Here is a 22,873-nt window from a genome sequence, read left to right as displayed (position 1 = left end):
TCGAGATCGCGGTCCCGTGCGGCGCGCGCCACGGCGGCCCACGCCGTCGCCGTCGCGCACGACGCGGGAGCGAGGACGGATGCCGGGAGCGCCTCGGGCACGCGGACGATCGCGGTCCCCTCCCGCAGCTGCACGTGGGTCGCGAACGCACCCGTGAGGTCGCCGTGCACGCCCACGCGGTCGTGACCGTATTTGCCGAGGGTGCGGCACTTCTGCGGCATCCCGTGCCGGCAGCGGTCGCACGAACCGCAGGAGATCGTGACAGACCACACGACGCGGTCTCCGATCCGCAGCGGTGTGCCGTCGACGGCATCCGCTCCGTGGTCGCCGGTGGCGATCACGCGCCCCACGCTCTCGTGCCCGAGCACCAGCGGCGTGGGAGCGGATCGGCGGCCCTGCACGGTGTGCACGTCGGAGCCGCAGATCGTGGACATCTCGACCGCGACGAGCACGTCGCCGTCGGCGAGGGCGACGCCGGGCACCGCGATCGTCTCGTGCGGGTGCCCTTCACCGATCCACACCATCGCCGTGGCCGCGGGGCGCAGGGCGACGTCGCGCCGGTGGCCGGGTGGACGGATCAGCAGGGTGCCCATGTCGTGTCGCCGTCTCAGGAGGCGGCGACGACGCGGAGCAGTCCGCGCTCGGCCAGCACGTCGCGCAGCCCGGTCACGTCGTCGAGCACGGCATCGGCTCCCGCTGCGTCGAGGGCCGCGCGATCGTGGGCGCCGCTGAGCACGCCGGCGACGAAGCCCGCCCCGGCACGCCGGCCGGACTCGACGTCGCTGACCGTGTCACCGGCGACGGCCACTGCCCGGACGGACGAGGTCTGCGTGCGCAGCAGGGCGGCGAGCACGAGGTCGGGCGCGGGCCGGCCACGTCCGGCGTCGACGGGCGACAGCGCCAGGTCGATGAGGTCGCGCCAGCCGAGCCCCTCGATCAGGGCGTCGCGGGTGACCGGAGCGAAGCCCGTGGTGAGCACGACCGTGAGCCCGGCATCCTTCAGTCCCTGGATGGCATCCGCGGCCCCGGGGATCTCGGTGACGCCCTGCTCTGCGACGATCTCGGCGTAGGCGCCTTCGAAGGCGGCGGTGGCACGCTCGGCGGCAGCGACGTCGCCGCCGGCGAGGTGGGTGAAGACGTCGATCTTGGACTGTCCCATCGTGACGCGGACGTGGTCGAGGGCCTCGGCCCACGGCATCCGGTCGGCGACGCCCGTGCGCTCGGCGGCGCGCTGGAACGCCTGCTCCACGACGCCGTCGTCGAGCACCGTCGTTCCCGCCATGTCGAGCACGAGGAGTTCGAGAGGAGTGGTCGTGGTCATGATGTTCCTTCCATCGCAGGGGTCCACCCGAAGGCGGCGGTGAGATTCTCTTCGGCGAGCCCCAGACCCGTCGTCATTCCGATGCCGGTCGTCGCGGCGAGCACCAGCGCACCCTCGTCGCCGCGTTCGATCAGGAACTCCTCGCTTCCCTTGGCGTAGACGCCCTGCCAGCGCTCGAGCACCCGAGGAGCCGGCATGTCGAACAGCGCCTCGGCCTCGGCGAGGAACGCGGCGAAGGCGGCCTCGGGCTGGAACGGCGCCGGCGACACGGCGGTGGCGTGGGAGTCGCCGATGATGAGCGTGCCGTCGGGCAGCTGCGTGTACATCTGGTTGAGGTCGAGAGCCGCGAGATCGGGGCGCTCGGCGTGCAGGCGCTCCCGGAGCGCGGCGGCCTCCGGCCCCTCGGAGAACCGCCCGTAGCGCACGAGCGACCAGCCGGTGAGAAGCGGGGCCGTCAGCGGATGCCGCAGCGTCACGGCCGCGCGCATCATGTCGAGTGCGCAGCGCTGGATGCCACGGCGCTCGGCGATCTCGGGGAGCAGCTGGTCGAGGTCGTGGTTCACGGCGACGACCGTGTGCCCGGTGACGATGGTGCCTCTGGTGGTCTCGACGCGTCCCGCGCTGAGCTGGGTGACGGCGGTGCGGAAGCGGAACTGCACGCCGAGACGGCGCAGATGCCGCACGATGGCGTCGGCCGCGGTGCGCGGGTCGGTCTGCAGGTCGGTCTCGACGAGCGCGCCGCCGACGATCCCGTCGCGGCGGAGCGGCGCGCGGCGGAGCAGCTCGTCCGCGTCCAGCATCCGGATTCCGCCGCCCGGAACGGCGGCTTCCAGCACGGCGATCTCGTCGTCGTGACGTGCCGCGACCAGCGTGCCGGACTCTCGCAGCCAGAACCCGGCGTCGCGGGAGAGCCGCAGCCAGAGCTCACGGGAGACGTCGGCGTAGCGGCGTGCCTCGCCGGCCTGCGCCCCGATGCAGAGGTGGCCGAAGTTGCGGATCGTCGCCCCACCCGGGCCGTCGGTGCGGTCGACGACGATCACGCTCAGGCCGCGGCGCGCCGCGGCATAGGCGGCGCCGAGACCGACGATGCCGGCGCCGGCGACGACCACATCCGCCGTGTCGTTCGTGCGGGTCATCGGAACACCTTCCTCATCCACATCGCGAGCCCTTCGACCACCAGCACGGTCGCGAGGATCATCAGCACGATCGCGGTCACGGTCTCGTAGCGCGAGCCCTGGCTGGCGTTGAGCAGGTAGTAGCCGACGCCGCCGCCGCCGACGATGCCGAGGATCGTCGCCGCGCGGATGTTCGTGTCGAGCATGTAGAAGCTGTGGCCGATCAGCGCCTGCATCCCCTGCGGGACCGTCGCCGAGGCGTAGGTCTGCAGTCGCGTGGCGCCGACCGCGCGCAGAGCGCGCTCCGGTCCGCGGCCGACCTCTTCGAAGGAGTCGGCGATGAGCTTGCCGAGCAGTCCGATCCCGCCGATCGCCAGCGCGATGACGCCGGCCTGCGGTCCGAGGCCCGTGATCACGACGAGCACGATCGCGAGGATCAGCTCGGGGATGCCGCGGATACCGACCAGCAGGAACCGGGCCACGCCGCGCGCGCCCGAGGTCGGTGCGACGTTGCTCGCGGCGAGCGAGCCGAGGACGATTGAGGGCAGCAGCGTCAGCACGGTCGCGGCGAGCGCGATCGCGACGGTGTCGCGCATGGCCTCGAACATGACGGTGGCGTCGTAGCTGCCGAACGACGGCGGCCAGAACTTCGCGGCGACCTCGGGGAGCTTCGCCCAGAAGGTGAAGAAGTCGAGCCAGTTGATCTGGCTCACCACGACGCTGCCGACCACGACGAGCACGGCGACGATGCCGGCGATCGTGTGCTGCACGCGCTGTGCGGTCCAGGGACGGCGCACGGCCGTCTGGGGGCTGGCCGCCCACGCGGCGCGGCCCGTCGTCGGCTCGGCGGCACGGCCGCGCAGCCGCGGGTGCAGGAGGCGGTCCATCCACGAACGGGTCTGCTTCTGCTGTCCGAGCATCGCGCCGCGCACCAGGCTCGACACGATCTCCATCACCACGCAGAGGAGGAAGATGACCAGCGCGATGCCGAGGCCCTTGCCGTAGTTGAGCGCCTTGAAGGCGTACGACATCTCGAGGCCGAGGCCGGCGACCCCGACGTAGCCGAGCACGACGCTGCCGCGCAGGTTGATGTCGTTGCGGTGCAGCACGGTCGCGACCCAGCTGGGCAGAACCTGCGGAAGGATGCCGGAGGTGAACTCCTGCATCTTCGAACCGCCGGCGGCGCGGATCGCGAGACGAGGACCTTCGTCGACCTGCTCGATCGCATCGGCGAACATCTTCGAGATCATGCCGATCGAGTGGATGCCGATGGCGAGGATGCCGGGGAGCGTGCCGAGCGAGAACATGAGCACGAACGCCATCGCGAGGACGACGTCCGGGAGCGCGCGGGTCAGCACGCCGATGAAGCGGGCGGCCGCACGCCAGCCGCTGCCCGGCGTGGTGTTGGAGGCGGCGAGGTAGGCGATCGGCACCGAGAGCACCGCGGCGAGGAGGGTGCCGACGAGGACGAGCCCGACGGTGAGGGCGATCAGCCAGGCGAGGTCACCGGGCTCGGGGAACGACAGGCCGCCGACCCGGGCCATGAAGTTCTCGGCGTTGCCCCAGCTCTGCACCATCGCGGGGATCGAGATGCCGACCTCGTTGACCGCGAGGATTCCGATCACGAGCAGCGCGAGCAGGGTCAGCGATGCGGCGAGGCGCTCCGGGGAGAGGGGGCGCTTCGGTGCGCGCTCGGCGACCGTCGGCCGAGGGCCTCGTGTGCCCGAGCCGGTCGACGGGCGCCCTGCGAGAACCGTCATGATGCCGACACCTGCGTCGCGGCATCCGCGAGCTCGATCGCCACGGCGGCTATCTCGGCGGTCGTCGTGGCGACGCGGCCGTAGATCTCCATGACCTCGGCCTTGGTGAGGTCGGTCGTCGGAGTGTCGAGCACGACCTCGCCGTGACGGAGCCCGACGATGCGGTCGGCCCACGAGATCGCGAGATCGACCTGGTGCAGGCTGCAGACGACCGTGAGGCCCTCGTCGGCGGCGATCTCGCGGATCAGTGCCATGACCTGGTCGCTCGACTCCGGGTCGAGCGAGGCGACGGGCTCGTCGGCGAGCAGGATGTCGGGCTTCTGCATGAGCGCCCGGGCGATCGCGACGCGCTGCTGCTGCCCGCCGGAGAGGGTATCGCTGCGCTGGTACGCCCGGTCGAGCAGGCCGACGCGGTCGAGGTGCTCGAGTGCCGTGAGCTTCGAAGCCTTGCTGTAGCCCCAGAGGCCGAGGCGCGGACCGCGCACACCCGAGAGCGATCCGGTCAGCACGTTCTCGAGCACCGTCAGCGAGGGCACGAGCTCGAACTGCTGGAAGATGAAGCCGACGCGGCTGCGCAGGTTCCGCAGCGGGCGGCCCTTCAGCGTCGGCACCTGCTGACCGAGCACCTCGACCGACCCCGCGGTGGGGAGCTCGAGACCGTCGAGGTGGCGGAGCAGCGTCGACTTGCCGGACCCGCTGAGCCCGAGCAGCACGACGATCTCGCCACGGGAGACCTCGAGCGACACGTCCTTGAGAGCGGTGGTCGTCCCGAAGGTCTTCGTCACGCGGGTGAGGCGGACGAGGGCATCCGATGCGGCGTTCATGAGGTTCTCCTGTGATTCTCTGAAGCTCGGTCGTTGAGCGAGCGGAGCGAGACGAAACGTGTCCTCACGGACGGCGTTTCGTCTCGCTCGCTTCGCTCCCTCGCTCAACGGACGGGAGCGAAGCGGGCTCAGGGCATCAGCCCTGGCACTGCTCGGCTTCGGTCTCCTTGCAGATGTCGCGGATGACGTCGTAGTACGCGTCGTCGACCGGCTTCGTGGCGTAGAACACGCTGCGGAAGGAGTCGGAGTCGGCGCTGTCGATGCCCGCGGCGATGATGTCGTCGATCGTGATGTCCGCGAGGCCGTCGATCAGCTTCTGGGACACGTCATCGGGGAGCGTCGACGAGAAGACCAGGGGCGCGCCCGGGACCATCGTCTCGTCGATGACCTTCACGGCATCCGACTTCTCGACCTCGGAGTCCTCGGCGAACCCGACCTCGCACTCGGCGCCCTCACCGGTCTTCTGCACGCTGACGTCGTGCTTGCCGGCGAACACGGGGGTGATGTCGGTCTTCGGGTCGATGCCCGCCTTCAGCAGGTTGTACGACGGGAAGAGGTAGCCCGACGTCGACGACGGGTCGACGAAGCAGACCTTCTTGCCCTTGAAGTCCTCGATGCTGGAGATGTCGCTGTCCTTGGGCACGATCGCCTGGGAGTAGTAGCCCGGCTCCTGGCCCTCGTCGGTCACGATGGAGGAGATCGGGGTGAGCTTGGCGCCGTTGTTGGTCGCGGTGACGTAGGTGAAGCCCGAGAACGAGGCGACGTCGACCTTGCCGGCGACGGCGGCCTCGATGAGTGCGGCGTAGTCGGTCGACTCGTGGTACTCGACGGTCTTGCCGGTGATCTCGGCGATGTAGTCCATCAGCGGCTGGTAGTTGGTCTCCGTGTCGACCGAGTCGGGGACGACGCCGAAGACGAGGGTGTTCTCGTCGACGGCGAAGCTGCCACCGGCCGACGACTCGTCGGCGCCGGGGGTGGAGGAGGTGGCGTCGGCCGGGCCGGAACACGCGGCGAGACCGATAGCGAGGATCGCCGCGCCGGCGAGGGCGGGGAGAGCGCGAAGCTTCATGAGGACCTTTCAGGGTGTGAGGGGTGATCCAGGGAAGACTCTCGCACGCGATCCGTCGAGATATATACCTAACTTGGAAGAGTTCAGCGGCCGTTTACCCGGCATTCGCTTGGATGAACTCTGCAGTAACGGGGTGACCTCGATCGAAGTGATCAAGTAATGTACCTATGTGGCTGAAGCTGTGTACACCCAGATCGCGGACGACCTCCGCGACCAGATCGCCGGCGGCGCCCTGCGCCCCGGCGATGACGTTCCGACTGAGGCGGAGCTCGCCGAGAAGTGGCGCACGTCGCGCGGGCCGATCCGCAACGCACTTGCGGCGCTGCGCGGTGAGGGCCTGATCGAGACCAGCCGCGGTCGACCCGCGCGTGTGGTCGCCCGCAAGGCGAACCAGGCCGTCGACGTCTCGGTGCCCTTCACCCGCTGGGCGCGGGAGCTCGGGGTCTCCCCGGGCGCGCAGACGCAGGAGCTGAGCCTGCGGCGCGCCGGCGACATGGCGTCGGCCCTGGGGGTGGAGCCCGACGACACGATCGTCAGCGTGGTCCGCCTGCGTCTGCTCGACGGGCGTCCGACCATGCTGGAGCGTCTCGCCTACACGGAGGTCGTGGGCCGTCGCCTCTTCGAGGTCGATCTGGACGAGGTCTCGATCACCGAGCACCTCGCCTCGGTCGGTCATCCGATCGTGAGCCTGCAGCATGTGATCGACGCCGTCGCGGCGGATGATCAGGATGCCGCGCTGCTGCGGGTGCCGCGGGGGACGCCGATCCTGCGCCTCAGTCGCACGTCGCGCGACGCGGACGGCCGGATCTTCGAGGCGTCGGAGGACAGATACCTCAGCGAAGTGGTGCGCTTCACGGTCGCGGCATCCGGCATCTCGAACGACGGCCACTACATGAGAGCGGTGGGCGGTTAGCGCCAGGCATCGGACGCGACGAAGAGACGTCGTCCGGAAGGACAGAAGGCGATCGCGAGCGCGCAAGTGTTTCAGAAGCCAGAAAGACCGCGCTCGCGATCGCAGCGCTGGGGACGCTTTATCTGGGGAGCCTCCAGGATATTTCGGAGGGGAGCCCAGATCGTAGGGCCAAAGGTCGAGACCTTCAGTGGACTTTCGTCCACATTCGCGGAGGATTCACGCGAAGCGTCGGCTTACTATACCCCGCCGACGCTCAGGCGATCGGCAGGCGGGCCGAGACCAGCCAATGCCCGTCGACCTCGCCCGCGCTGAACTCGCCGCTGGCGCCGATCACTCGCTCGGCCATGCGGCCGAGTCCGGTGCGACTGGAGGACAGTTCGCGTCGAGGGGTCGTCGGGAGCGGGCTCCGCAGCGTGAGTGCGGCCGCGTCGTCGTCGAGGTCGAGACTGACCAGCACCTCTCCGGGGCCGGCGTACTTCAGGATGTTGGTCGCAGACTCCCGCACGATCCTCGCGAGGACGATCTCTGCGGCACGAGGGATGCGCTCGTCGCGCAGGTCTCCCTCGAGGCGCACGGCGTGTCCGGCGGATTCGAATTCCTCGCGGGCCTCGTCGATCGCGTCGGCGAGGTCGCCGGTCTGCATCTCGGAGGAGCGCGGTCCGTCATCCGCGAGTTCGATCACGAATCGGAGATCCGCCATCGCCTTTCGTGCGGCGACACGGATCGCTTCTCGAGAGTCTTCACTTGTCGAGGGGTCTTCGAGCATCTGCACGTGCAGCGCCACCACGGTGAGGTGGTGGGCGATGCTGTCGTGCAGCTCACCGGCGATCCACCGCCGCTCGGCGAGTACGGCTTGACGCTCCTGCTCGGCGCTCTCCTCGAGCGCGAGCTCGAGGCGTCGCCCGCGGGCGAAGGCGATCCGCAGCGCGAAGCCGACGGCGCCTGCTACGGCCGCGAAGATGAGGAACAGTCCGACGTTCACCCCGGCTTCCAGGTCGCCGTTGGCGACGAGCGCCGCGGCGACCAGGAAAGCACCGGTGTAGGAGAGGACCAGAGAGGTCCACCCCAGTCTCATGACGAGCCCTGCTGCCACGGCTGCGGCAGTCAGAACCAGAGACTCGGTTCCTACGAAGAAGGACGATGCGAACACGACGCCGAGGGCGCATGTCGCGATAAGGGGATTCCAGAGGTAGAGGGCGAAACTGGCCGTCGACGCGATGCTCACCAGGATGCCGAGGGGATTCCCGCCCGGAGTCGTGATGAGGGAGATGAGGTCGAGGGCGACAGTGATGGAGACGATGACCAGGACGACGATCCGCTCGACTCTGCTGAGCTTCTCGCCCCGACCTAACCGGAGAGCATCCGTAGATCCCCCAGCGGACTGGTCGAAGGCCATGGTTCACTATCTCCTATTCGCCAGGTAATCTATCGTACGAGGCCAAAAAACTTACCAACCTGCTGCCAGAAAGGCATAACGCTCACCTCCATTTCCTAGTCGTTCGTCGATGTCTGTACCCATCTTCTCGGCGGAGCAGAGCGAGCACATCTGACTTCTAGACAGACCTTTTTGGCCAAAGGTCTACATGTGAGCGGCAAGGAGTTGCCACGGTTAGGCTTCCTTCATGCCTGACATCCGCGTCCTGATCGTCGACGACGACCCCCTGGTCCGTTCGGCGCTCTCGCACTTCGTCTCCCGTGACCCGGAAATCAAGGTCATCGGCCAGGCGGAGGACGGTGTCGAAGGCATCGCGATGGTCGAGAGCGAACAGCCCGACGTGGTCATGATGGACGTGCAGATGCCCGAGATGAACGGGATCGAGGCGACGGGAGTCATCGTCGAGCGATGGCCGCATGTACGGGTTCTCGCGGTCACGACACTCGACGGCCGGGACACGGTTCTGCCGATGCTGAGCGCCGGCGCATCAGGGTATCTGCTGAAGGACTCCAGCGCGGAGGAGATCGTGATCGGAGTGCGCGAGGTGCACAGCGGTCAGAGCTCGCTGTCGCCGCGGATCGCGTCGATGCTCATCAAGCATGTGCGCGACTCCGAGCCCGTGACGGGTGATGCAACGGCTCTCGAGCCCCTCACCGATCGCGAGGCGGAGGTGCTCCAGTGCCTGGCGAAGGGCATGTCGAACGCCGAGATCGCCAAGGCTCTCATCGTCTCCGAAGGCACCGTGAAGGCGCACCTCGGACGCATGATGTCGAAGTGGCACCTGCGCGACCGCGTGCAGATCCTCGTCGCCGCCGCGCACGCGGGGCTCGTGAACTTCCGCTGACGCTCACAGCGCGAGCAGCACGATCCCGAGCACGACCACCAGCGAGGCCCCGATCCGCCACCAGGGTCGCGACTCCCGCAGCACGATGACGCCGAAGAGACTCACGAGCACCACGCTGACCTCGCGCAGCGGCGCCACGAGCGCCACAGGGGCGATCTGGATGGCGGTCAGCACGAGGATGTACGACAGCGGCGACAGGATGCCGAAGACGAGGATCCGGCGCCAGTGCAGGCGCCCGAGCGCCCAGACGGCGTCCCAGCGCCGCCGCACGGCGAACGAGTAGAACGGCACCTGCAGCAGCGTCGTTCCGACCATGAAGGCGACCGGCGAGAGGTTCCAGGTGCGCACCGCGTGCGCGTCCCAGATCGTGTAGATCGCGATCGCGACGCCGGTGAGCAGGCCGAACAGCAGACCCGGGTCGATACGCCCGGTCTTCGCTCCCCTCCCGCGGTCGACGAGTCCGATCGCCACGACCCCGGCGATCACCGCCGCGACGCCGATCAGGGCCACCACCGACGGCCTCTCCCCCAGCAGCAGCACCGCCACGATCACCGAGAGGAAGGGCCCCGTCCCCCGGGCTGTCGCGTACACCGTGGAGAGACTCCCCTCCCGATAGCCCCGCTGCAGCACGACCATGTACCCGACGTGAAGCGTCGCGGAGACGGCGACCCCGAGGGCGAAGGAGCCGAGATCGTCGGCGCCGAGGCCGCCGGTGAACGGCACCGCCCCGATCCAGACGACGGTGCTGGAGACCGCTCCCCACCAGAGGAAGGGGAATCCGGCCCGGCTGACCCCGTGGGCGATGACGTTCCACGAGGCGTGGGCGATCGCCGCTCCGAAGACGAGGACGAAAGCGAGAGGAGACATGACCAGACCCTTCCGTTCGACGCGGGCGCGACGAACAGGGTCCTCCGGGCTTTTGTCCTGTCAGATGACGGCTCCCCTGCGGAGGCAAGCCGTGGCGCCGCTCGGACCAGTCGGGCGAACCCCGGAACCCTAGGCGCTATCGGGCTCCACGATAGTCGCGCCAGATGAACGCCGGGCAAACGGCGTCCCGGCGACACGCGCAGAGGGTTGTCATCGCGCGACTACGCTCGAATCACGCCCGTCTTCAGGAAGGTCACGTCATGCCCGTCACCCCCGACGCTCTCGCCCACGCCGAGGACCTCGCCGACTTCGTCGCCGCCTCGCCGTCGAGCTACCACGCGGCGGCCGAGGTCGCTCGACGCCTCGAAGGCGCCGGGTTCACGCGTCTGCACGAGGAGGAGTCGTGGCCGGCGCAGGCCGGAGGCCGCTTCGTGGTCGTGCGCGACGGGGCGACGATCGCCTGGGTGGTGCCGACGGATGCCGGAGCGACGACGCCCGCGCACATCTTCGGCGGGCACACCGACTCCCCCGGCTTCAAGCTCAAGCCGCAGCCGACGACCGGCACCCGCGGCTGGCTGCAGGCCGGGGTCGAGGTGTACGGCGGCCCGCTGCTGAACTCGTGGCTCGATCGCGAGCTGCGTCTCGCCGGACGCCTCGCACTCGCGGACGGTCGCGTCGTGCTCGCCGACACCGGCCCGCTGCTGCGCCTGCCGCAGTTGGCCATCCACCTCGACCGGGGCGTGAACAACGGCCTCGCGCTCGACAAGCAGACCGAGACGCAGCCCGTCTGGGGCCTCGGCGACCCGACGCAGCAGGACATCCTCGCGGAGCTCGCGGGATCGGCCGACGTCTCGGCATCCGACATCCGCGGGTACGACGTCGTGATCGCCGACTCGGCACGCGGCGCCGTGTTCGGCAAGGATGACGCGTTCTTCGCCGCCGGGCGCCTCGACGACCTCGCCTCGGTGCACGCCGGGGTCGTCGCGCTCGTCGAGATCTCCGACCGGACGCGCACCAAAGCCCCGATCGCCGTCCTGGCCGCGTTCGACCATGAGGAGCTCGGCTCCGCATCCCGTTCCGGAGCGGCCGGTCCGTTCCTCGAGGACGTGCTCGAGCGCCTGTACGCCGGACTCGGCGCCGACGCCTCGGAACGCCGCCGGGCGTACGCGTCGTCATGGTGCCTCTCCAGCGACGTCGGCCACTCCGTGCACCCGAACTACGTCGCCAAGCACGATCCGGTCGTGCAGCCCGTCCTCGGGTCGGGTCCGATCCTCAAGCTGAACGCGAACCAGCGCTACGCGACGGATGCCGTCGGCACGGCCGCCTGGCGCGAATGGTGCGAGCGGGTCGGGGTCACGACGCAGGAGTTCGTGTCGAACAACTCCGTGCCGTGCGGCTCCACGATCGGCCCGATCACGGCCACCCGACTCGGCATCCGCACCGTCGACGTCGGCATCCCGATCCTGTCGATGCACTCCGCGCGCGAGCTCGCCGGGGTGTCCGACCTGTACGACCTGTCGCGCACCGCGGAGTCGTTCTTCACCGCCTGACCTCGATTGCCGCCCCGGCACGCCCGGGCAGTGCCAAGATGTTGCTCATGACGGACATCAAGCCGGCTCTCATCGAGCGTGCGGGCATCGAGATCATCCCCGAATCCGACCGGAACGCGAAGCCTCGCGACCTGTTCTGGCCGTGGTTCGCGGCGAACGTGTCGGTGTTCGGCATGTCGTACGGATCGTTCGTGCTCGGCTTCGGCATCTCGTTCTGGCAGGCGACCCTCGTGTCGATCATCGGCATCGTGGTGTCGTTCCTGCTGTGCGGGCTGATCGCGATCGCCGGCAAGCGCGGCTCCGCCCCGACGATGGTGCTCTCCCGTGCCGCGTTCGGCGTGCATGGGCAGAAGGTTCCCGGCATCATCTCGTGGCTGACGTCGATCGGCTGGGAGACGTTCCTCGCGATCCTCGCCGTGCTCGCGACCGCGACGATCATCTCGCAGCTCGGCGGTGACGGCGACAGCATCGCGCTGAAGATCATCGCGACGATGATCGTCGCGGCGCTCATCGTCGCGGCATCCGTCCTCGGGTATCACACGATCATGAAGCTGCAGTCGGTGCTCACCTGGATCACCGGCGTCGTGACGGTGCTGTACATCATCCTCGCGGCGCCGAGCATCGACCTCGCGGTCGTCATGGCCCGCCCGGACGGCGGCATCGGGCAGGTCATCGGCGCCCTGGTGATGGTGATGACGGGATTCGGACTCGGCTGGATCAACATCGCCGCCGACTGGTCGCGGTACCAGAAGCGCACGGCATCCGACGGGGCGATCGTCGCCTGGAACACGATCGGCGGCTCGGTGGCCCCGGTGATCCTCGTGGTGTTCGGCCTGCTGCTCGGCGGTTCCGACGACGACCTCATGAACGCGATCGCCGCCGACCCGATCGGCGCGCTCGCCTCGATCCTGCCGGTGTGGGTGCTCGTACCGTTCCTGCTGACGGCCGTGCTCGCACTCGTCTCGGGCGCGGTGCTCGGCATCTACTCCTCCGGGCTGACGCTGCTGAGTCTCGGCATCCGCATCCCCCGGCCGTCCGCGGCCGCGATCGACGGGGTCATCCTCACGATCGGCACCATCTTCGTGGTGTTCTTCGCGACCGACTTCCTCGGGCCGTTCCAGAGCTTCCTCATCACCCTGGGCGTGCCGCTCGCGTCGTGGGCCGGCATCCTGATCGCCGACATCCTGCGCCGCAAGAAGGACTACGACGAGGACGCCCTGTTCGACAGCCGCGGCCGCTACGGCGCCTGGGACTGGACCTCGATCGTGACCATGGTCGTGACGTCGCTGATCGGGTGGGGGCTCGTCGTCAACAACTTCGCGGATGCGGCGCCGTGGAACAACTGGCAGGGCTACCTGCTGTTCCTCATCGGAGGACGCGACGGCGACTGGGCCTACGCCAACCTCGGGGTGTTCTTCGCCCTGGTGCTGTCGTTCCTCGTGACGTACTTCGCCCGGGCGGCGAAGATCCGACGGCAGGAAGAGATCGGTCGTTGAGCGAGGAGCGCAGCGACGACAGGAACCGGTCCTGGCTGGTCGTGATCGACCCGCAGACGATCTTCGCCTCGCCCGACTCGGCCTGGGGCTCGCCGTTCTTCGCCGAGGCGATGCCCCGCATCCGGTCCCTGTCCGAGTCGTTCGGAGAGCGCGTGATCGTGACCCGATGGATGCCGACGGCCGACCGCTCCACCTCGTGGGGCGCGTACTTCGCCGCCTGGCCGTTCGCCGACCAGCCGCCGACCGATCCGCTGTACGACCTCGTTCCCGAAGCCGTCGGGCTGTCGCCGCATCCGACGCTCGATCTGCCCACGTTCGGGAAGTGGGGTCCGGAACTGGAGGCTCTCGTGGGGCGCGGCGCGCACGTCGTGCTGGCCGGGGTCTCGACGGACTGCTGCGTGATCTCGACGGCCCTCGCCGCGGCGGATGCCGGAGCCCACGTGACCGTCGCCGCCGATGCCTGCGCCGGGTCGACGGCCGAGAACCACGCGGCGGCGATCCAGGTGATGGGGCTCTACCCGCCCCAGATCACGGTGAGTGACACGGCATCCGTGCTCGCCGCGCGCTGAGGCGTTCGGGCCGACGTTTCGCGGAAGAGGCGACGTTTCGCGGAGGAATCCCCACGCCCGGCTCCGTGATCCGTCAGGCACTCCGCGATTCGTCGCCTGTCGAGCAGGCAGGCACGCGCGCGGCCCGACGTATCAGACCGCCGCGCGGACCTCGGCGGCGACGTCGGCCGGCGTCCCGCGGTAGGGAGCGCCGTGACCGGGCAGGACCCAGGAGGCCGAGACCCCCGCGAGCCGATCGAGCGACGCCAGAGCGTCCGCGGGCTCGTCGGTGAACGGGGCCGGCTGTGCGCCTACCTTTCCGGTGAGCACGTGCCTCGTCGTGAGAGCATCACCCACGAACACGGCATCCGCGACCGGCACGTGCACCGCGATGCTTCCCGGCGAGTGCCCCGGCATCCCGATCACGACCGGGGCGCCGGGCAGATCGAGCACGTCGCCGTCGCCGACCTCGACGACCTCGCTCACGTGGTGCGTGCGCAGGGCGTTCTTGCGGATGCCGTAGGCGAAGAAGCCCAGCGTCGGCCCGAGCCTGGCGGGCCCCATCGCCGTCTTCGGCTTCTCCCCCGTGCGCACGCGGTGGGCATCGGCCGCGTGGATGAACACGGGAACACCGGCCTCGCGGCGGAGACGCTCGGCGAACCCGATGTGGTCGCCGTCGCCGTGCGTGAGCACGAGCCCGCGGATGTCGGACAGCGGCCGCCCGATCTCGGCGAGTTCGCGCTGCAGGTCGTTCCAGTGTCCGGGGAGCCCCGCGTCGATCAGCGTGATCCCCTCCGGAAGGTCGATGAGGTACGAGGCGACGATGTCGTTGCCGAGTCGGTGCAGGTGCGGGGCGAGCTTCATGGCGGTTCCCTTCGGAGATGATTGCGATGGCTACGATACGTAGCTATGATGGCTACTGTCAATAGCTATCAAGGAGATGTCATGCCGACACCCGAACGGACCTCTCTCGAGCAGATCATCGCCGCAGGCCGTGAGATCCTCGATTCCTCGGGGCCCTCGAGCGTCACGATGCAGGCCGTCGCCACGCGCGTCGGCGTGCGGGCCCCGTCGCTCTACAAGCGCGTGCGCGATCGCGACGCCCTGCTCTCGGCCATCGCCGAATCGATCATCGACGAGCTCACCGCGCGCCTCGACGCCGCGGATGCCGACCTCACCGACATCGCAGAGGCCTATCGGTCCTTCGCCCAGCAGCAGCCCGAGGCCTTCCGGCTCATGTTCAGCGCCGCGGCGCCGCACGCCGCCCTGCAGCGCTCGGCCGCGCCGCTCATCCGGGCCTCCGCCGCCCTGGTCGGCGACGACGAGGCCCTCGATGCCGCCCGCCTCTTCACCGCCTGGGCGACGGGGTTCCTGCAGATGGAGCTCTCCGGCGCCTTCCGCCTCGGCGGCGACGTCGACCGCGCCTTCGACTACGGGCTGCGCCGCCTCATCGCCGGGCTCACGGCCTGACGACACGGTAGAGCCGCACTCCCATCGCGCATGCGAGAACCGGAATACTGGCACACTGATGCGCAGGGAGGGGTTCCGATGAGCACAGGCGCGCACGCCGAACAGTCCGATCGCCCGACGAAGGTCCGGCGGCCGTGGCACCGCACGAAGGTCGCGCTCGGCATCATCGTGGCCGTCGTCGCCGTCGTGGCGATCGTCGGCTCGATCACCCCCTGGCCGTCGGCGATGATCATCCGCGCCGTGTTCACCAAGGGCGGTGACGAGACCGCCGCTGAGATGGACAAGCACGTCCCCGACACGAAGCTCACCGAGCAGCTCGACGTCTCCTACGGCGACGCCGGCGCCGACACCACGATGGACGTGTTCCGCCCGGCATCCGCCGACGGGCCGCTGCCGACCGTCGTCTGGATCCACGGCGGCGCCTGGATCTCAGGCGTGAAGGAGAACGTCGACCCGTACCTGCGCATCCTCGCCGCCGAGGGCTACACGACCATCGGGGTGAACTACACCATCGGCCCGGAGGGCGTGTATCCCCTCGCAGTGAACCAGCTCAACGCGGCGCTCGCCTACATCGACGAGCACGCCGAAGATCTCGGCGTCGACGCCTCGCAGATCGTGCTCGCCGGAGACTCGGCCGGCGGGCAGCTCGCCAGCCAGATGGCGACGCTCATCACGAGCCCGGACTACGCCGACATCATGGGCATCGAACCCACGATCAAGGCCGACCAGCTCGTCGCGACGGTGCTCAACTGCGGCGTGTACGACCTCGGAGCCCTCGCTCAGCTCGACGGCATCGCCGGCTGGGGCTTCAAGTCGGCGATGTGGGCCTACTCCGGCACGAAGACCTGGGCCGAGGACTCGACCGGAGCGACCATGTCGACCATCGACTGGGTGACGAAGGACTTCCCCCCGACGTACATCTCGGGCGGCAACGGCGACGGACTCACCTAGCTGCAGTCGATCCCGATGGCACAGCGGCTCGAGGAGCTCGGCGTCGACGTGACCCCCCAGTTCTGGCCGGCCCCGCACGAACCGGCGCTGCCCCACGAGTACCAGTTCCACCTGGACCTGCCCGACGCGCAGACCGCTCTGCAGAAGACGATCGACTTCCTCGACGCGCACACCTCGCGCTGACGGCATCCCTCACCCTGCCGAACGGCCCCTCTGTAGCCGACCCGCCCCTTTGAGAGCCTTCATAAGGGGGCCGCTCGACCACAAGGGGGGCGCTCGGCATGAAGACGCGCGCGCCTACTTCATCGTGTCGAGGATGCCGACCAGGTCGTCGAAGGTCGTGAGCGGGTTGAGGATCGCGAAGCGCGTGTTGGGGCGCCCCTGGTGCGAACTCGGCACCACGAAGGCGTGCTGCGTGTCGAGCAGCGTCGCCGACCAGCGGTCGTAGTCCGCGCGCTCCCAGCCTTCGCGCTCGAACACGACGACCGACAGCTGCGGATCGCGCACCAGGCGCAGCTCGGGGCGTCGCGCGATCTCTCCGGCGATCCGCTGCGTCAGAGCCAGAGTGCTGCTGACGGCATCGCGGTACGCGTTCACGCCGTACGTCGCGAGCGAGAACCACATCGGCAGGCCTCGTGGGCGACGGGTGAGCTGGATCGAGTAGTCCGAGGGGCTGAACTCGTCGACGTCGGTGAGGATGTCGAGGTACTCCGCGTGCTGCGTGTGCGCCCGACGTCCGGCGTCGGGATCGCGGTAGATCAGGGCGCAGCAGTCGAACGGCGCGAACAGCCACTTGTGCGGGTCGACGATCACCGAGTCGGCGCGCTCGACGCCCGCAAAGATCGTCCGCGCCTCGGGCGCGAGCATCGCGGTGAGGCCGTAGGCGCCGTCGATGTGCAGCCAGAAGTCGAACTCGTCCTTCAGCGCCGCGATCCCCTTGATGTCGTCGACGATGCCGAAGTTCGTCGAGCCGCCGGTCGCCACGACCGCGCAGATCTCGTCGCCGTGCTCGGCGAGCGCTTCGCGCACGGCATCCGCCCGCAGCACCCCGTCGTCGCCCGCGGGCACGAGCAGCACGTCGGCGTCCATGACCTTCGCGGCCGACTTGTTCGAGGAGTGCGCCTCGACGCTGCAGACGATCTTCCAGCGCGTCGGCAGTTCCTTGCCGGCCGCGATCAGGCGGGCCTTGGCGGCCTCGCGGGCGGCGACCAGCGCCGAGAGGTTGCCGATCGTGCCGCCCTGCACGAACACGCCGCCGGCGTTGTCGGGCAGCCCGAACTCCTTCGCCAGGAACGACAGCACCTCGTTCTCGGCGTGCACGGCGCCCGCGCCTTCCAGCCAGCTGCCGCCGTACAGGCCGGATGCCGAGACGACGAGGTCGAACGCGATGGCCGCCATGGTGGGCGCCGTCGGGATGAACGACAGGTACAGCGGATGACTCGTCGTGAGGCAGGCGGGAGCGAGCACGTGCTCGAACAGGCTCAGGGCGCGCGATGCTCCGAGACCCGAATCGGTGATGGTCGCGCCGATGAGGCGGTTGAGCTCGGCCGGGGTCTGCGGCTTGTCGAGCGGCACGTCGGTGGCCAGCATCCGCCGGCGGGAGTAGTCGAGCACGGCGTCGACGATCGCGGTCGATTCGGGCGATGCGGCGTGCATGCGGTCGGCGCTCATGAGCGGTCCTCACTGGTCGGGGCGGCGGAGCCGGACGAGGCGGCGGAGCCGGACGGGGTGGCGGAAGGGCGGTCGAGCACGGCGGCGACCGTGCGACGGGCGAGATCGGCGCGGTCGCGGGGAGCCCACTTCACGAGGGAGTGCGCGCTCATGCCATCGACCATGGCGAGCAGCATCCAGGCGGCGAAGGCCGGATCGGCGGAGTCGTCGGGGTCGGCTGCCGCGGCCGCGGCGATGACCTCTTCGAGCCTGATCTGCCACAGGTCCATCTCGGAACGCACGCGCTCCCCGAGCGGCTCGTTGCGCACGCCCTGCGACCAGGCCTGCACCCAGATGAGGGCGACGTCGTCGCGGGAGTCGTCGAGCAGAGTCTCGACCAGCGTCTGCAGGCTCGCGCGCAGGCCGCCCGCGGGCGAGAACGCGGCGATCACCTCATCGCGCTCGTTCGCCACGATCGTGCCGAACACCTCGGCCACGAACGCATCCATGACCGGACGGTAGTGGGCCACGAGCGCGGGCGTCACGCCGACACGGCTCGCGATCGCGCGCACGGTGAGGGTGTCGAGGCCGCTCTCCCGGGCGAGGGCGACGGCGCCGTCGAGGATCGTCCGTTCGCGCTCTTCGGGAGGCAGCCGCCGCGCTGCGGGTGCTCTTGACGTCGTGTTCATCGAGGGCTACCGTAGCACCTGTTGATCGCGTGTTCAACAGCATCGAGGCTGTCGAATCGACCACGAAACGAGGAGATCACGATGAGCTGGCGCATGCCCGCCGAGACCGCACCCCACGACCGCACCTGGATGGCGTTCCCCGCCGAGGGCCAGACGCTCGGAGAGACCGACGCCGAGCGCGAGAGCGGTTATGCCACCTGGAGCGCCGTCGCGAACGCGGTCGCCGAGTTCGAGCCCGTCTCGATGCTCGTCGACCCGAGCGAGATCACCCGGGCACGGCGCATGCTCCACGGCGGCATCGAGCTCATCGAGGCTCCGGTCGACGAGTTCTGGATGCGCGACTCCGGCCCGACCTTCGTCGTCGACGACGAGCGTCCTGGCGTGCTCGGCGCCGTCGACTGGATCTTCAACGGATGGGGAGCCCCCGACTGGGCATCCTGGGACAAGGCGGCCCGACACGCCCGCATCGTCGCGGGCGCCGTCGAGGCGGAACTCGTCAGCTCGGTGCTCGTCAACGAGGGCGGCGGCATCCACGTCGACGGCGAGGGCACGGTGCTGCTCACCGAGACCGTGCAGCTCGACCCGCGACGCAACCCGTTCGCCGACAAGGCGCGCGTCGAGGCCGAGATGCTGCGGACGATCGGCGCGACGAAGGCCGTCTGGCTCCCCCGCGGCCTCACCCGCGACTACGACGAGTTCGGCACCAACGGCCACGTCGACATCGTCGCCACGATCGTCTCGCCCGGACGCCTGCTGCTGCACGACCAGCAGGACCCCGATCACCCCGACCACGCCGTCACCCGCGACCTTCGGGCGCATCTCGAGCAGCAGACGGATGCCGCGGGCCGCCGCTTCGAGATCGTCGACCTGCCGGCACCCGCCACCCTGCGCGACGACCACGGCTTCGTCGACTGGAGCTACGTCAACCACCTCGTCACCAACGACGGCGTCGTGGCCTGCGGCTTCGGTGATGAGAAGGCGGATGCCGCGGCGCGGGAGATCCTCGCCGATGTCTACCCCGGACGCCGTGTCGTCACCGTCGACGCACGCCCCCTGTTCGATCGCGGCGGCGGCATCCACTGCATCACCCAGCAGCAGCCCACTCTCGGGGGTGTGCACGCATGATCGACGTCACCGAAGCCACGATCGCCGACCTGCGCCACGCGCTCGAGACAGGCGCGACCACGGCGGTCGAGCTCGTCGACGCCTACCTCGCCCGCATCGCCGCGTATGACGGACCCGACACGGCGACCGCTCTCAACGCGGTCGTGGTCGCGAACCCGGAGGCGCGTGACGAGGCCGCGGCATCCGACGCCCGGCGTGCACGCGGCGAGACGCGCGGTCCGCTCGACGGCATCCCGTACACGGCGAAGGACAGCTACCTCGTGGCGGGGCTCACCGCCGCGGCGGGCAGCCCGGCGTTCGCGGACCTGGTCGCCCAGCGCGACGCGTTCACGATCGAGCGTCTGCGGGCGGCCGGGGCGATCTGCCTCGGGCTGACCAATATGCCGCCCATGGCCAACGGCGGCATGCAGCGCGGCGTCTACGGGCGCGCAGAGAGCCCGTACAACGCCGACTTCCTCACGGCGCCGTTCGCCTCGGGATCGTCCAACGGATCGGGTACCGCGACCGCCGCGAGCTTCGCCGCCTTCGGGCTGGGCGAGGAGACCTGGTCGAGCGGCCGGGGACCGGCGACCAACAACGCCCTCTGCGCCTACACGCCGTCGCGCGGTGTGATCTCGACCCGCGGCAACTGGCCGCTCGTCCCCACGATGGACGTCGTCGTGCCGCACGCCCGCACCATGGCCGATCTGCTGGAGGTGCTCGACGTGATCGTCGCCGACGACGCCGAGACCCGGGGCGACTTCTGGCGTGCGCAGCCGTGGGTGGCGCTGCCGACGGCATCCGCCGTGCGTCCGCCGTCGTATCGCGAGGTGGCCGACGGGGCCTCGCTCGACGGCATCCGCATCGGCATCCCGCGGATGTACATCAACGCCGACCCGGATGCCGGTACCGCCGTCGCCCCGGGGATCGGTGGACCGACCGGGCAGCGCATCGAGACGCGGGCATCCGTGCTCGAGCGGTGGGAGGCGGCGCGACGAGACCTCGAGGCCGCCGGTGCGACCGTCGTCGAGGTCGACTTCCCCGTGGTGTCCAACTACGAGGGCGACCGGCCGGGCGCGCCGACGCTCGCGACCCGCGGTCTCGTGTCACCCGAGTACCTGCGCCGGGAGATCGTCGACCTCTCCGCCTGTAGCTGGGAGGACTTCCTGCAGGCGAACGGCGACCCGGCCTTGGCGACCCTCGCCGACGTCGACGGCGCCAGGATCTTCCCGCATCCGGAGGGCGCGCTCCCCGACCGGTACACGGGCTTCGAAGACGACATCGCCGACTACCCGGACTGGGTGCGCGCGCATCCGGGAGCGGACTTCACCGATATGCCGGAGCTCGCCGACGGGCTGCGCGGTCTGGAGGAGACGCGTCGCCTCGACCTCGAGGTCTGGATGGACGAGCAGGCACTCGACGCCGTCGTGTTCCCTGCCGTCGCCGACGTGGGCCCGTCCGACATGGACGTGAACAGGGCATCCGCCGATCTCGGCTGGCGCAACGGCACCTGGATCGCGAACGGCAATCTCGCGGTTCGGCACCTCGGCATCCCGACGGTCACCGTGCCGATGGGGCTGATGGCCGACATCGGGATGCCGATCGGACTGACTTTCGCCGGTCGCGCCTACGACGACACGCGGCTCCTGCGGCTCGCGGCGGCGTTCGAGGCGACCGGGGCTCCCGGCACCCGCCGGACCCCGCCTCCGCGCACGCCCGCGCTCTAGAGTCCGGTGGGCGGTCGAGCGTCAGTGCGTCCAGGTGTGCACGGGCTCGCCGGCCTGCATCCGCTCGAGGTAGTCGGCGAGCATGCCGTGCAGCGCGTCGGTGCGTGACGCGCCGGAGCGCTCGCGGGCCGCCACGTTCTCCCGCTGCCAGACGGCGCCGTTGCGGCGGGTGAGGCACCGCTGCTCGATGATGCCGAGGTACCGATCGCGCACCTCGGGGTCGACGCCGTACGCATCCAACCCTTCGGCCGCCGCGGGCAGCAACCGTCGCAGCACCAGCTCGCTCGGGCTGATCCAGCCGATCTCCGGCCAGTACAGCCGTGAGTCGATGCCGTCCTTCGCGGCGGCCTGCAGATTCTCCGCCGCCGCATCGAAGGTCATCTGCGTCCAGATCGGACGGTCGGCCTCCGCCAGAGTGCGTACGAGGCCGTAGTAGAACGCGGCATCCGCCACCACGTCGACGACGCTCGGTCCCGCCGGCAGCACCCGGTTCTCGAGGCGCAGATGCGCGGTGCCGTCGGCGGCATCGTAGATCGGACGATTCCAGCGGTAGACGGTGCCGTTGTGCATGCGCAGCTCGGCGAGTTCGGGCGCACGCCCCTCGGCGAGCGCTTCAAACGGATCCTCGTCGGAGGTCACCGGCAGCAGCGCAGGGAAGTATCGCGAGTTCTCCTCGAACAGGTCGAAGATCGACGTCACCCAGCGCTCGCCGAACCACACTCGGGGACGCACCCCCTGGTTCTTGAGCTCCTGCGGGCGGGTGTCGGTGGCCTGCTGGAACATCGGGATCCGCGTCTCGTGCCAGAGCGCCTTGCCGGCGAAGAACGGGGAGTTCGCCGCCAGAGCCACCTGCACGCCGGCGATCGCCTGCGCCGCGTTCCAGTACGCGGCGAACGACCCGGGCGCGACCTGCAGATGCAGTTGCACGGAGGTGCACGCGGCCTCGGGCAGGATGGTGTCGCAGACCATGGCGAGCCGCTCGACCGGCCGGTCCTCCCCCAGAGCGACCCCGTCGAGCTGCAGCTCGATGTCTTCGCCCCGCGCGGAGAGGATCTGCTGTCCCAGAAGGCTGTACCGGGGATCGGCCGAGAACCAGCGCTGCGTGAAATGCGTCTCGTCAAGAGTCGGAAGCATCCCGATCATGGCCAGGCCGCTGCCGGCCGATCGCGCCCGACCGTCGGCGATCTCGAGCGCGCGACGCAAGACGTCCTCGAGCTCTCGGAGATGACCGCGTCCGATCGGCCGGGGCGCCACGTTGACCTCGACGTTGAAGCGTGCGAGCTCGGTCTGGAAGGCCGGAGAGGCGATCGCGTCGAGCACCGCCTCATTGCCGCGGGCCGGTGCACCCTGATCATCGACGAGGTTCAGCTCGATCTCCAGGCCGAGCTGCGAGTCGGGGGCGTCCACGTCGGAGAACCGCCCGTCCGCCAGCATGGAGGCCAGGGCGTCGAGGCACTGCTCGGTCTTGGCGCGGAACTGCGTGCGGTCCTGGCGCGTGAAGGTCTGCGCATCGATGCTGTCGCCCATATGCCGACGGTAT

At 69.6% G+C, this 22,873-nt stretch carries 22 protein-coding genes; 10 read left to right on the top strand and 12 right to left on the bottom strand.

All coding sequences use genetic code 11. The annotated features are described in order from the left end of the window. From DW306_RS17685 to DW306_RS17660, 6 genes are all read right to left on the bottom strand, one after another. A partial coding sequence (locus DW306_RS17685; protein WP_168429366.1) for an alcohol dehydrogenase catalytic domain-containing protein occupies nucleotides 1-593 on the bottom strand: 593 nt, incomplete at its 3' end. 14 nt (nucleotides 594-607) lie between these two features. Next, nucleotides 608-1,321, bottom strand: coding sequence for an HAD family hydrolase (locus DW306_RS17680; protein ID WP_136056899.1), 714 nt, complete (start codon nucleotides 1,319-1,321; stop codon nucleotides 608-610). Then, nucleotides 1,318-2,457, bottom strand: a complete 1,140-nt coding sequence (locus DW306_RS17675) for a TIGR03364 family FAD-dependent oxidoreductase (RefSeq protein ID WP_136056898.1) — start codon at nucleotides 2,455-2,457, stop codon at nucleotides 1,318-1,320. Before DW306_RS17675 ends, DW306_RS17680 begins: the two co-directional genes overlap by 4 nt. Further along, on the bottom strand, nucleotides 2,454-4,196 hold the full coding sequence (locus DW306_RS17670; RefSeq protein WP_168429365.1) for an ABC transporter permease subunit: 1,743 nt from the start codon (nucleotides 4,194-4,196) through the stop codon (nucleotides 2,454-2,456). The genes DW306_RS17675 and DW306_RS17670 overlap by 4 nt, the downstream gene beginning before the upstream one ends. Beyond that, nucleotides 4,193-5,020, bottom strand: coding sequence for a phosphonate ABC transporter ATP-binding protein (gene phnC / locus DW306_RS17665; protein ID WP_136056897.1), 828 nt, complete (start codon nucleotides 5,018-5,020; stop codon nucleotides 4,193-4,195). The genes DW306_RS17670 and phnC overlap by 4 nt, the downstream gene beginning before the upstream one ends. Before the next feature lie 136 nt (nucleotides 5,021-5,156). Beyond that, nucleotides 5,157-6,089: a phosphate/phosphite/phosphonate ABC transporter substrate-binding protein gene (locus DW306_RS17660; RefSeq protein WP_136056896.1), complete on the bottom strand. Its 933-nt coding sequence runs from the start codon at nucleotides 6,087-6,089 to the stop codon at nucleotides 5,157-5,159. A 169-nt stretch (nucleotides 6,090-6,258) separates the two neighbouring features. Here DW306_RS17660 and DW306_RS17655 point away from each other — a divergent pair, with 169 nt between their 5' ends. Continuing rightward, nucleotides 6,259-7,002, top strand: a complete 744-nt coding sequence (locus DW306_RS17655) for a GntR family transcriptional regulator (RefSeq protein ID WP_240747258.1) — start codon at nucleotides 6,259-6,261, stop codon at nucleotides 7,000-7,002. A 253-nt stretch (nucleotides 7,003-7,255) separates the two neighbouring features. On the opposite strand, the gene DW306_RS17650 is transcribed toward DW306_RS17655, so the two are convergent. Then, the gene (locus DW306_RS17650; protein WP_136056895.1) at nucleotides 7,256-8,398 is read right to left on the bottom strand and encodes a histidine kinase; all 1,143 of its coding nucleotides are present in this window, start codon (nucleotides 8,396-8,398) and stop codon (nucleotides 7,256-7,258) included. A gap of 226 nt (nucleotides 8,399-8,624) precedes the next feature. On the opposite strand from DW306_RS17650, the gene DW306_RS17645 reads away from it, so the two are divergent. Continuing rightward, nucleotides 8,625-9,281: a response regulator transcription factor gene (locus tag DW306_RS17645; protein WP_240747257.1), complete on the top strand. Its 657-nt coding sequence runs from the start codon at nucleotides 8,625-8,627 to the stop codon at nucleotides 9,279-9,281. Between the two features lie 3 nt (nucleotides 9,282-9,284). Here DW306_RS17645 and DW306_RS17640 read toward each other — a convergent pair whose 3' ends face one another. Then, nucleotides 9,285-10,148, bottom strand: a complete 864-nt coding sequence (locus tag DW306_RS17640) for an EamA family transporter (RefSeq protein ID WP_136056894.1) — start codon at nucleotides 10,146-10,148, stop codon at nucleotides 9,285-9,287. Nucleotides 10,149-10,408: 260 nt separating this feature from the next. On the opposite strand from DW306_RS17640, the gene DW306_RS17635 reads away from it, so the two are divergent. The 3 genes from DW306_RS17635 to DW306_RS17625 are packed head-to-tail and all read left to right on the top strand — an operon-like array spanning nucleotide 10,409 to nucleotide 13,763. Beyond that, nucleotides 10,409-11,698: a M18 family aminopeptidase gene (locus DW306_RS17635; protein ID WP_136056893.1), complete on the top strand. Its 1,290-nt coding sequence runs from the start codon at nucleotides 10,409-10,411 to the stop codon at nucleotides 11,696-11,698. A 47-nt stretch (nucleotides 11,699-11,745) separates the two neighbouring features. Further along, the gene (locus DW306_RS17630) at nucleotides 11,746-13,194 is read left to right on the top strand and encodes a cytosine permease (protein ID WP_168429364.1); all 1,449 of its coding nucleotides are present in this window, start codon (nucleotides 11,746-11,748) and stop codon (nucleotides 13,192-13,194) included. Then, entirely contained in the window at nucleotides 13,191-13,763 is a 573-nt protein-coding gene (locus DW306_RS17625) for an isochorismatase family protein (RefSeq protein WP_136056891.1), read from the top strand. Before DW306_RS17630 ends, DW306_RS17625 begins: the two co-directional genes overlap by 4 nt. Before the next feature lie 132 nt (nucleotides 13,764-13,895). Here DW306_RS17625 and DW306_RS17620 read toward each other — a convergent pair whose 3' ends face one another. Further along, nucleotides 13,896-14,606 (bottom strand): MBL fold metallo-hydrolase, encoded by a 711-nt coding sequence (locus DW306_RS17620; protein ID WP_136056890.1) that lies wholly within the window; start codon nucleotides 14,604-14,606, stop codon nucleotides 13,896-13,898. An 81-nt stretch (nucleotides 14,607-14,687) separates the two neighbouring features. On the opposite strand from DW306_RS17620, the gene DW306_RS17615 reads away from it, so the two are divergent. The 3 genes from DW306_RS17615 to DW306_RS21675 all read left to right on the top strand — a co-directional run bounded on the left by DW306_RS17615 (nucleotide 14,688) and on the right by DW306_RS21675 (nucleotide 16,346). Continuing rightward, on the top strand, nucleotides 14,688-15,212 hold the full coding sequence (locus DW306_RS17615; RefSeq protein WP_136056889.1) for a TetR/AcrR family transcriptional regulator: 525 nt from the start codon (nucleotides 14,688-14,690) through the stop codon (nucleotides 15,210-15,212). Nucleotides 15,213-15,290: 78 nt separating this feature from the next. Beyond that, on the top strand, nucleotides 15,291-16,163 hold the full coding sequence (locus tag DW306_RS17610; protein WP_240747256.1) for an alpha/beta hydrolase: 873 nt from the start codon (nucleotides 15,291-15,293) through the stop codon (nucleotides 16,161-16,163). A 15-nt stretch (nucleotides 16,164-16,178) separates the two neighbouring features. Then, complete coding sequence (locus tag DW306_RS21675; protein ID WP_240747255.1) at nucleotides 16,179-16,346, top strand: hypothetical protein; 168 nt, start codon at nucleotides 16,179-16,181, stop codon at nucleotides 16,344-16,346. A gap of 114 nt (nucleotides 16,347-16,460) precedes the next feature. On the opposite strand, the gene DW306_RS17605 is transcribed toward DW306_RS21675, so the two are convergent. Next, nucleotides 16,461-17,834: an aminotransferase class V-fold PLP-dependent enzyme gene (locus DW306_RS17605; RefSeq protein ID WP_136056888.1), complete on the bottom strand. Its 1,374-nt coding sequence runs from the start codon at nucleotides 17,832-17,834 to the stop codon at nucleotides 16,461-16,463. Next, nucleotides 17,831-18,502 carry a TetR/AcrR family transcriptional regulator gene (locus DW306_RS17600; RefSeq protein ID WP_136056887.1) on the bottom strand — a complete coding sequence of 224 codons (672 nt, stop codon included), beginning with the start codon at nucleotides 18,500-18,502 and terminating at the stop codon, nucleotides 17,831-17,833. The genes DW306_RS17605 and DW306_RS17600 overlap by 4 nt, the downstream gene beginning before the upstream one ends. A gap of 81 nt (nucleotides 18,503-18,583) precedes the next feature. Between DW306_RS17600 and DW306_RS17595 the strand changes: the two genes are divergently transcribed. After that, a complete protein-coding gene (locus DW306_RS17595; protein ID WP_136056886.1) occupies nucleotides 18,584-19,627 on the top strand; it encodes an agmatine deiminase family protein in 1,044 nt (347 codons plus the stop codon). Next, complete coding sequence (locus DW306_RS17590; RefSeq protein ID WP_136056885.1) at nucleotides 19,624-21,333, top strand: amidase; 1,710 nt, start codon at nucleotides 19,624-19,626, stop codon at nucleotides 21,331-21,333. The genes DW306_RS17595 and DW306_RS17590 overlap by 4 nt, the downstream gene beginning before the upstream one ends. A 21-nt stretch (nucleotides 21,334-21,354) precedes the next feature. On the opposite strand, the gene DW306_RS17585 is transcribed toward DW306_RS17590, so the two are convergent. Beyond that, nucleotides 21,355-22,860 (bottom strand): glutamate-cysteine ligase family protein, encoded by a 1,506-nt coding sequence (locus DW306_RS17585; protein WP_136056884.1) that lies wholly within the window; start codon nucleotides 22,858-22,860, stop codon nucleotides 21,355-21,357. Nucleotides 22,861-22,873: the final 13 nt, after the last annotated feature.

This window comes from Microbacterium sp. K24 (genome assembly GCF_004794465.1).
GTDB lineage: Bacteria > Actinomycetota > Actinomycetes > Actinomycetales > Microbacteriaceae > Microbacterium.
Note: the sequence above shows the minus strand (reverse complement) of the source record. Positions and strands in the feature narration are given on the sequence as shown.

Excerpts from the sequence above, each read along its gene's own strand:
- DW306_RS17630 (WP_168429364.1), top strand. The coding sequence starts at position 11,746 with ATGACGGACATCAAGCCGGCTCTCATCGAGCGTGCGGGCATCGAGATC.
- DW306_RS17585 (WP_136056884.1), bottom strand. The coding sequence starts at position 22,860 with ATGGGCGACAGCATCGATGCGCAGACCTTCACGCGCCAGGACCGCACG.
- DW306_RS17605 (WP_136056888.1), bottom strand. The coding sequence starts at position 17,834 with ATGAGCGCCGACCGCATGCACGCCGCATCGCCCGAATCGACCGCGATC.
- DW306_RS17590 (WP_136056885.1), top strand. The coding sequence starts at position 19,624 with ATGATCGACGTCACCGAAGCCACGATCGCCGACCTGCGCCACGCGCTC.
- DW306_RS17645 (WP_240747257.1), top strand. The coding sequence starts at position 8,625 with ATGCCTGACATCCGCGTCCTGATCGTCGACGACGACCCCCTGGTCCGT.
- DW306_RS17595 (WP_136056886.1), top strand. The coding sequence starts at position 18,584 with ATGAGCTGGCGCATGCCCGCCGAGACCGCACCCCACGACCGCACCTGG.
- DW306_RS17620 (WP_136056890.1), bottom strand. The coding sequence starts at position 14,606 with ATGAAGCTCGCCCCGCACCTGCACCGACTCGGCAACGACATCGTCGCC.
- DW306_RS17640 (WP_136056894.1), bottom strand. The coding sequence starts at position 10,148 with ATGTCTCCTCTCGCTTTCGTCCTCGTCTTCGGAGCGGCGATCGCCCAC.
- DW306_RS17635 (WP_136056893.1), top strand. The coding sequence starts at position 10,409 with ATGCCCGTCACCCCCGACGCTCTCGCCCACGCCGAGGACCTCGCCGAC.
- DW306_RS17670 (WP_168429365.1), bottom strand. The coding sequence starts at position 4,196 with ATGACGGTTCTCGCAGGGCGCCCGTCGACCGGCTCGGGCACACGAGGC.
- DW306_RS17610 (WP_240747256.1), top strand. The coding sequence starts at position 15,291 with ATGAGCACAGGCGCGCACGCCGAACAGTCCGATCGCCCGACGAAGGTC.
- DW306_RS17660 (WP_136056896.1), bottom strand. The coding sequence starts at position 6,089 with ATGAAGCTTCGCGCTCTCCCCGCCCTCGCCGGCGCGGCGATCCTCGCT.
- DW306_RS17615 (WP_136056889.1), top strand. The coding sequence starts at position 14,688 with ATGCCGACACCCGAACGGACCTCTCTCGAGCAGATCATCGCCGCAGGC.
- DW306_RS21675 (WP_240747255.1), top strand. The coding sequence starts at position 16,179 with ATGGCACAGCGGCTCGAGGAGCTCGGCGTCGACGTGACCCCCCAGTTC.
- DW306_RS17600 (WP_136056887.1), bottom strand. The coding sequence starts at position 18,502 with ATGAACACGACGTCAAGAGCACCCGCAGCGCGGCGGCTGCCTCCCGAA.
- DW306_RS17650 (WP_136056895.1), bottom strand. The coding sequence starts at position 8,398 with ATGGCCTTCGACCAGTCCGCTGGGGGATCTACGGATGCTCTCCGGTTA.
- phnC (WP_136056897.1), bottom strand. The coding sequence starts at position 5,020 with ATGAACGCCGCATCGGATGCCCTCGTCCGCCTCACCCGCGTGACGAAG.
- DW306_RS17675 (WP_136056898.1), bottom strand. The coding sequence starts at position 2,457 with ATGACCCGCACGAACGACACGGCGGATGTGGTCGTCGCCGGCGCCGGC.
- DW306_RS17680 (WP_136056899.1), bottom strand. The coding sequence starts at position 1,321 with ATGACCACGACCACTCCTCTCGAACTCCTCGTGCTCGACATGGCGGGA.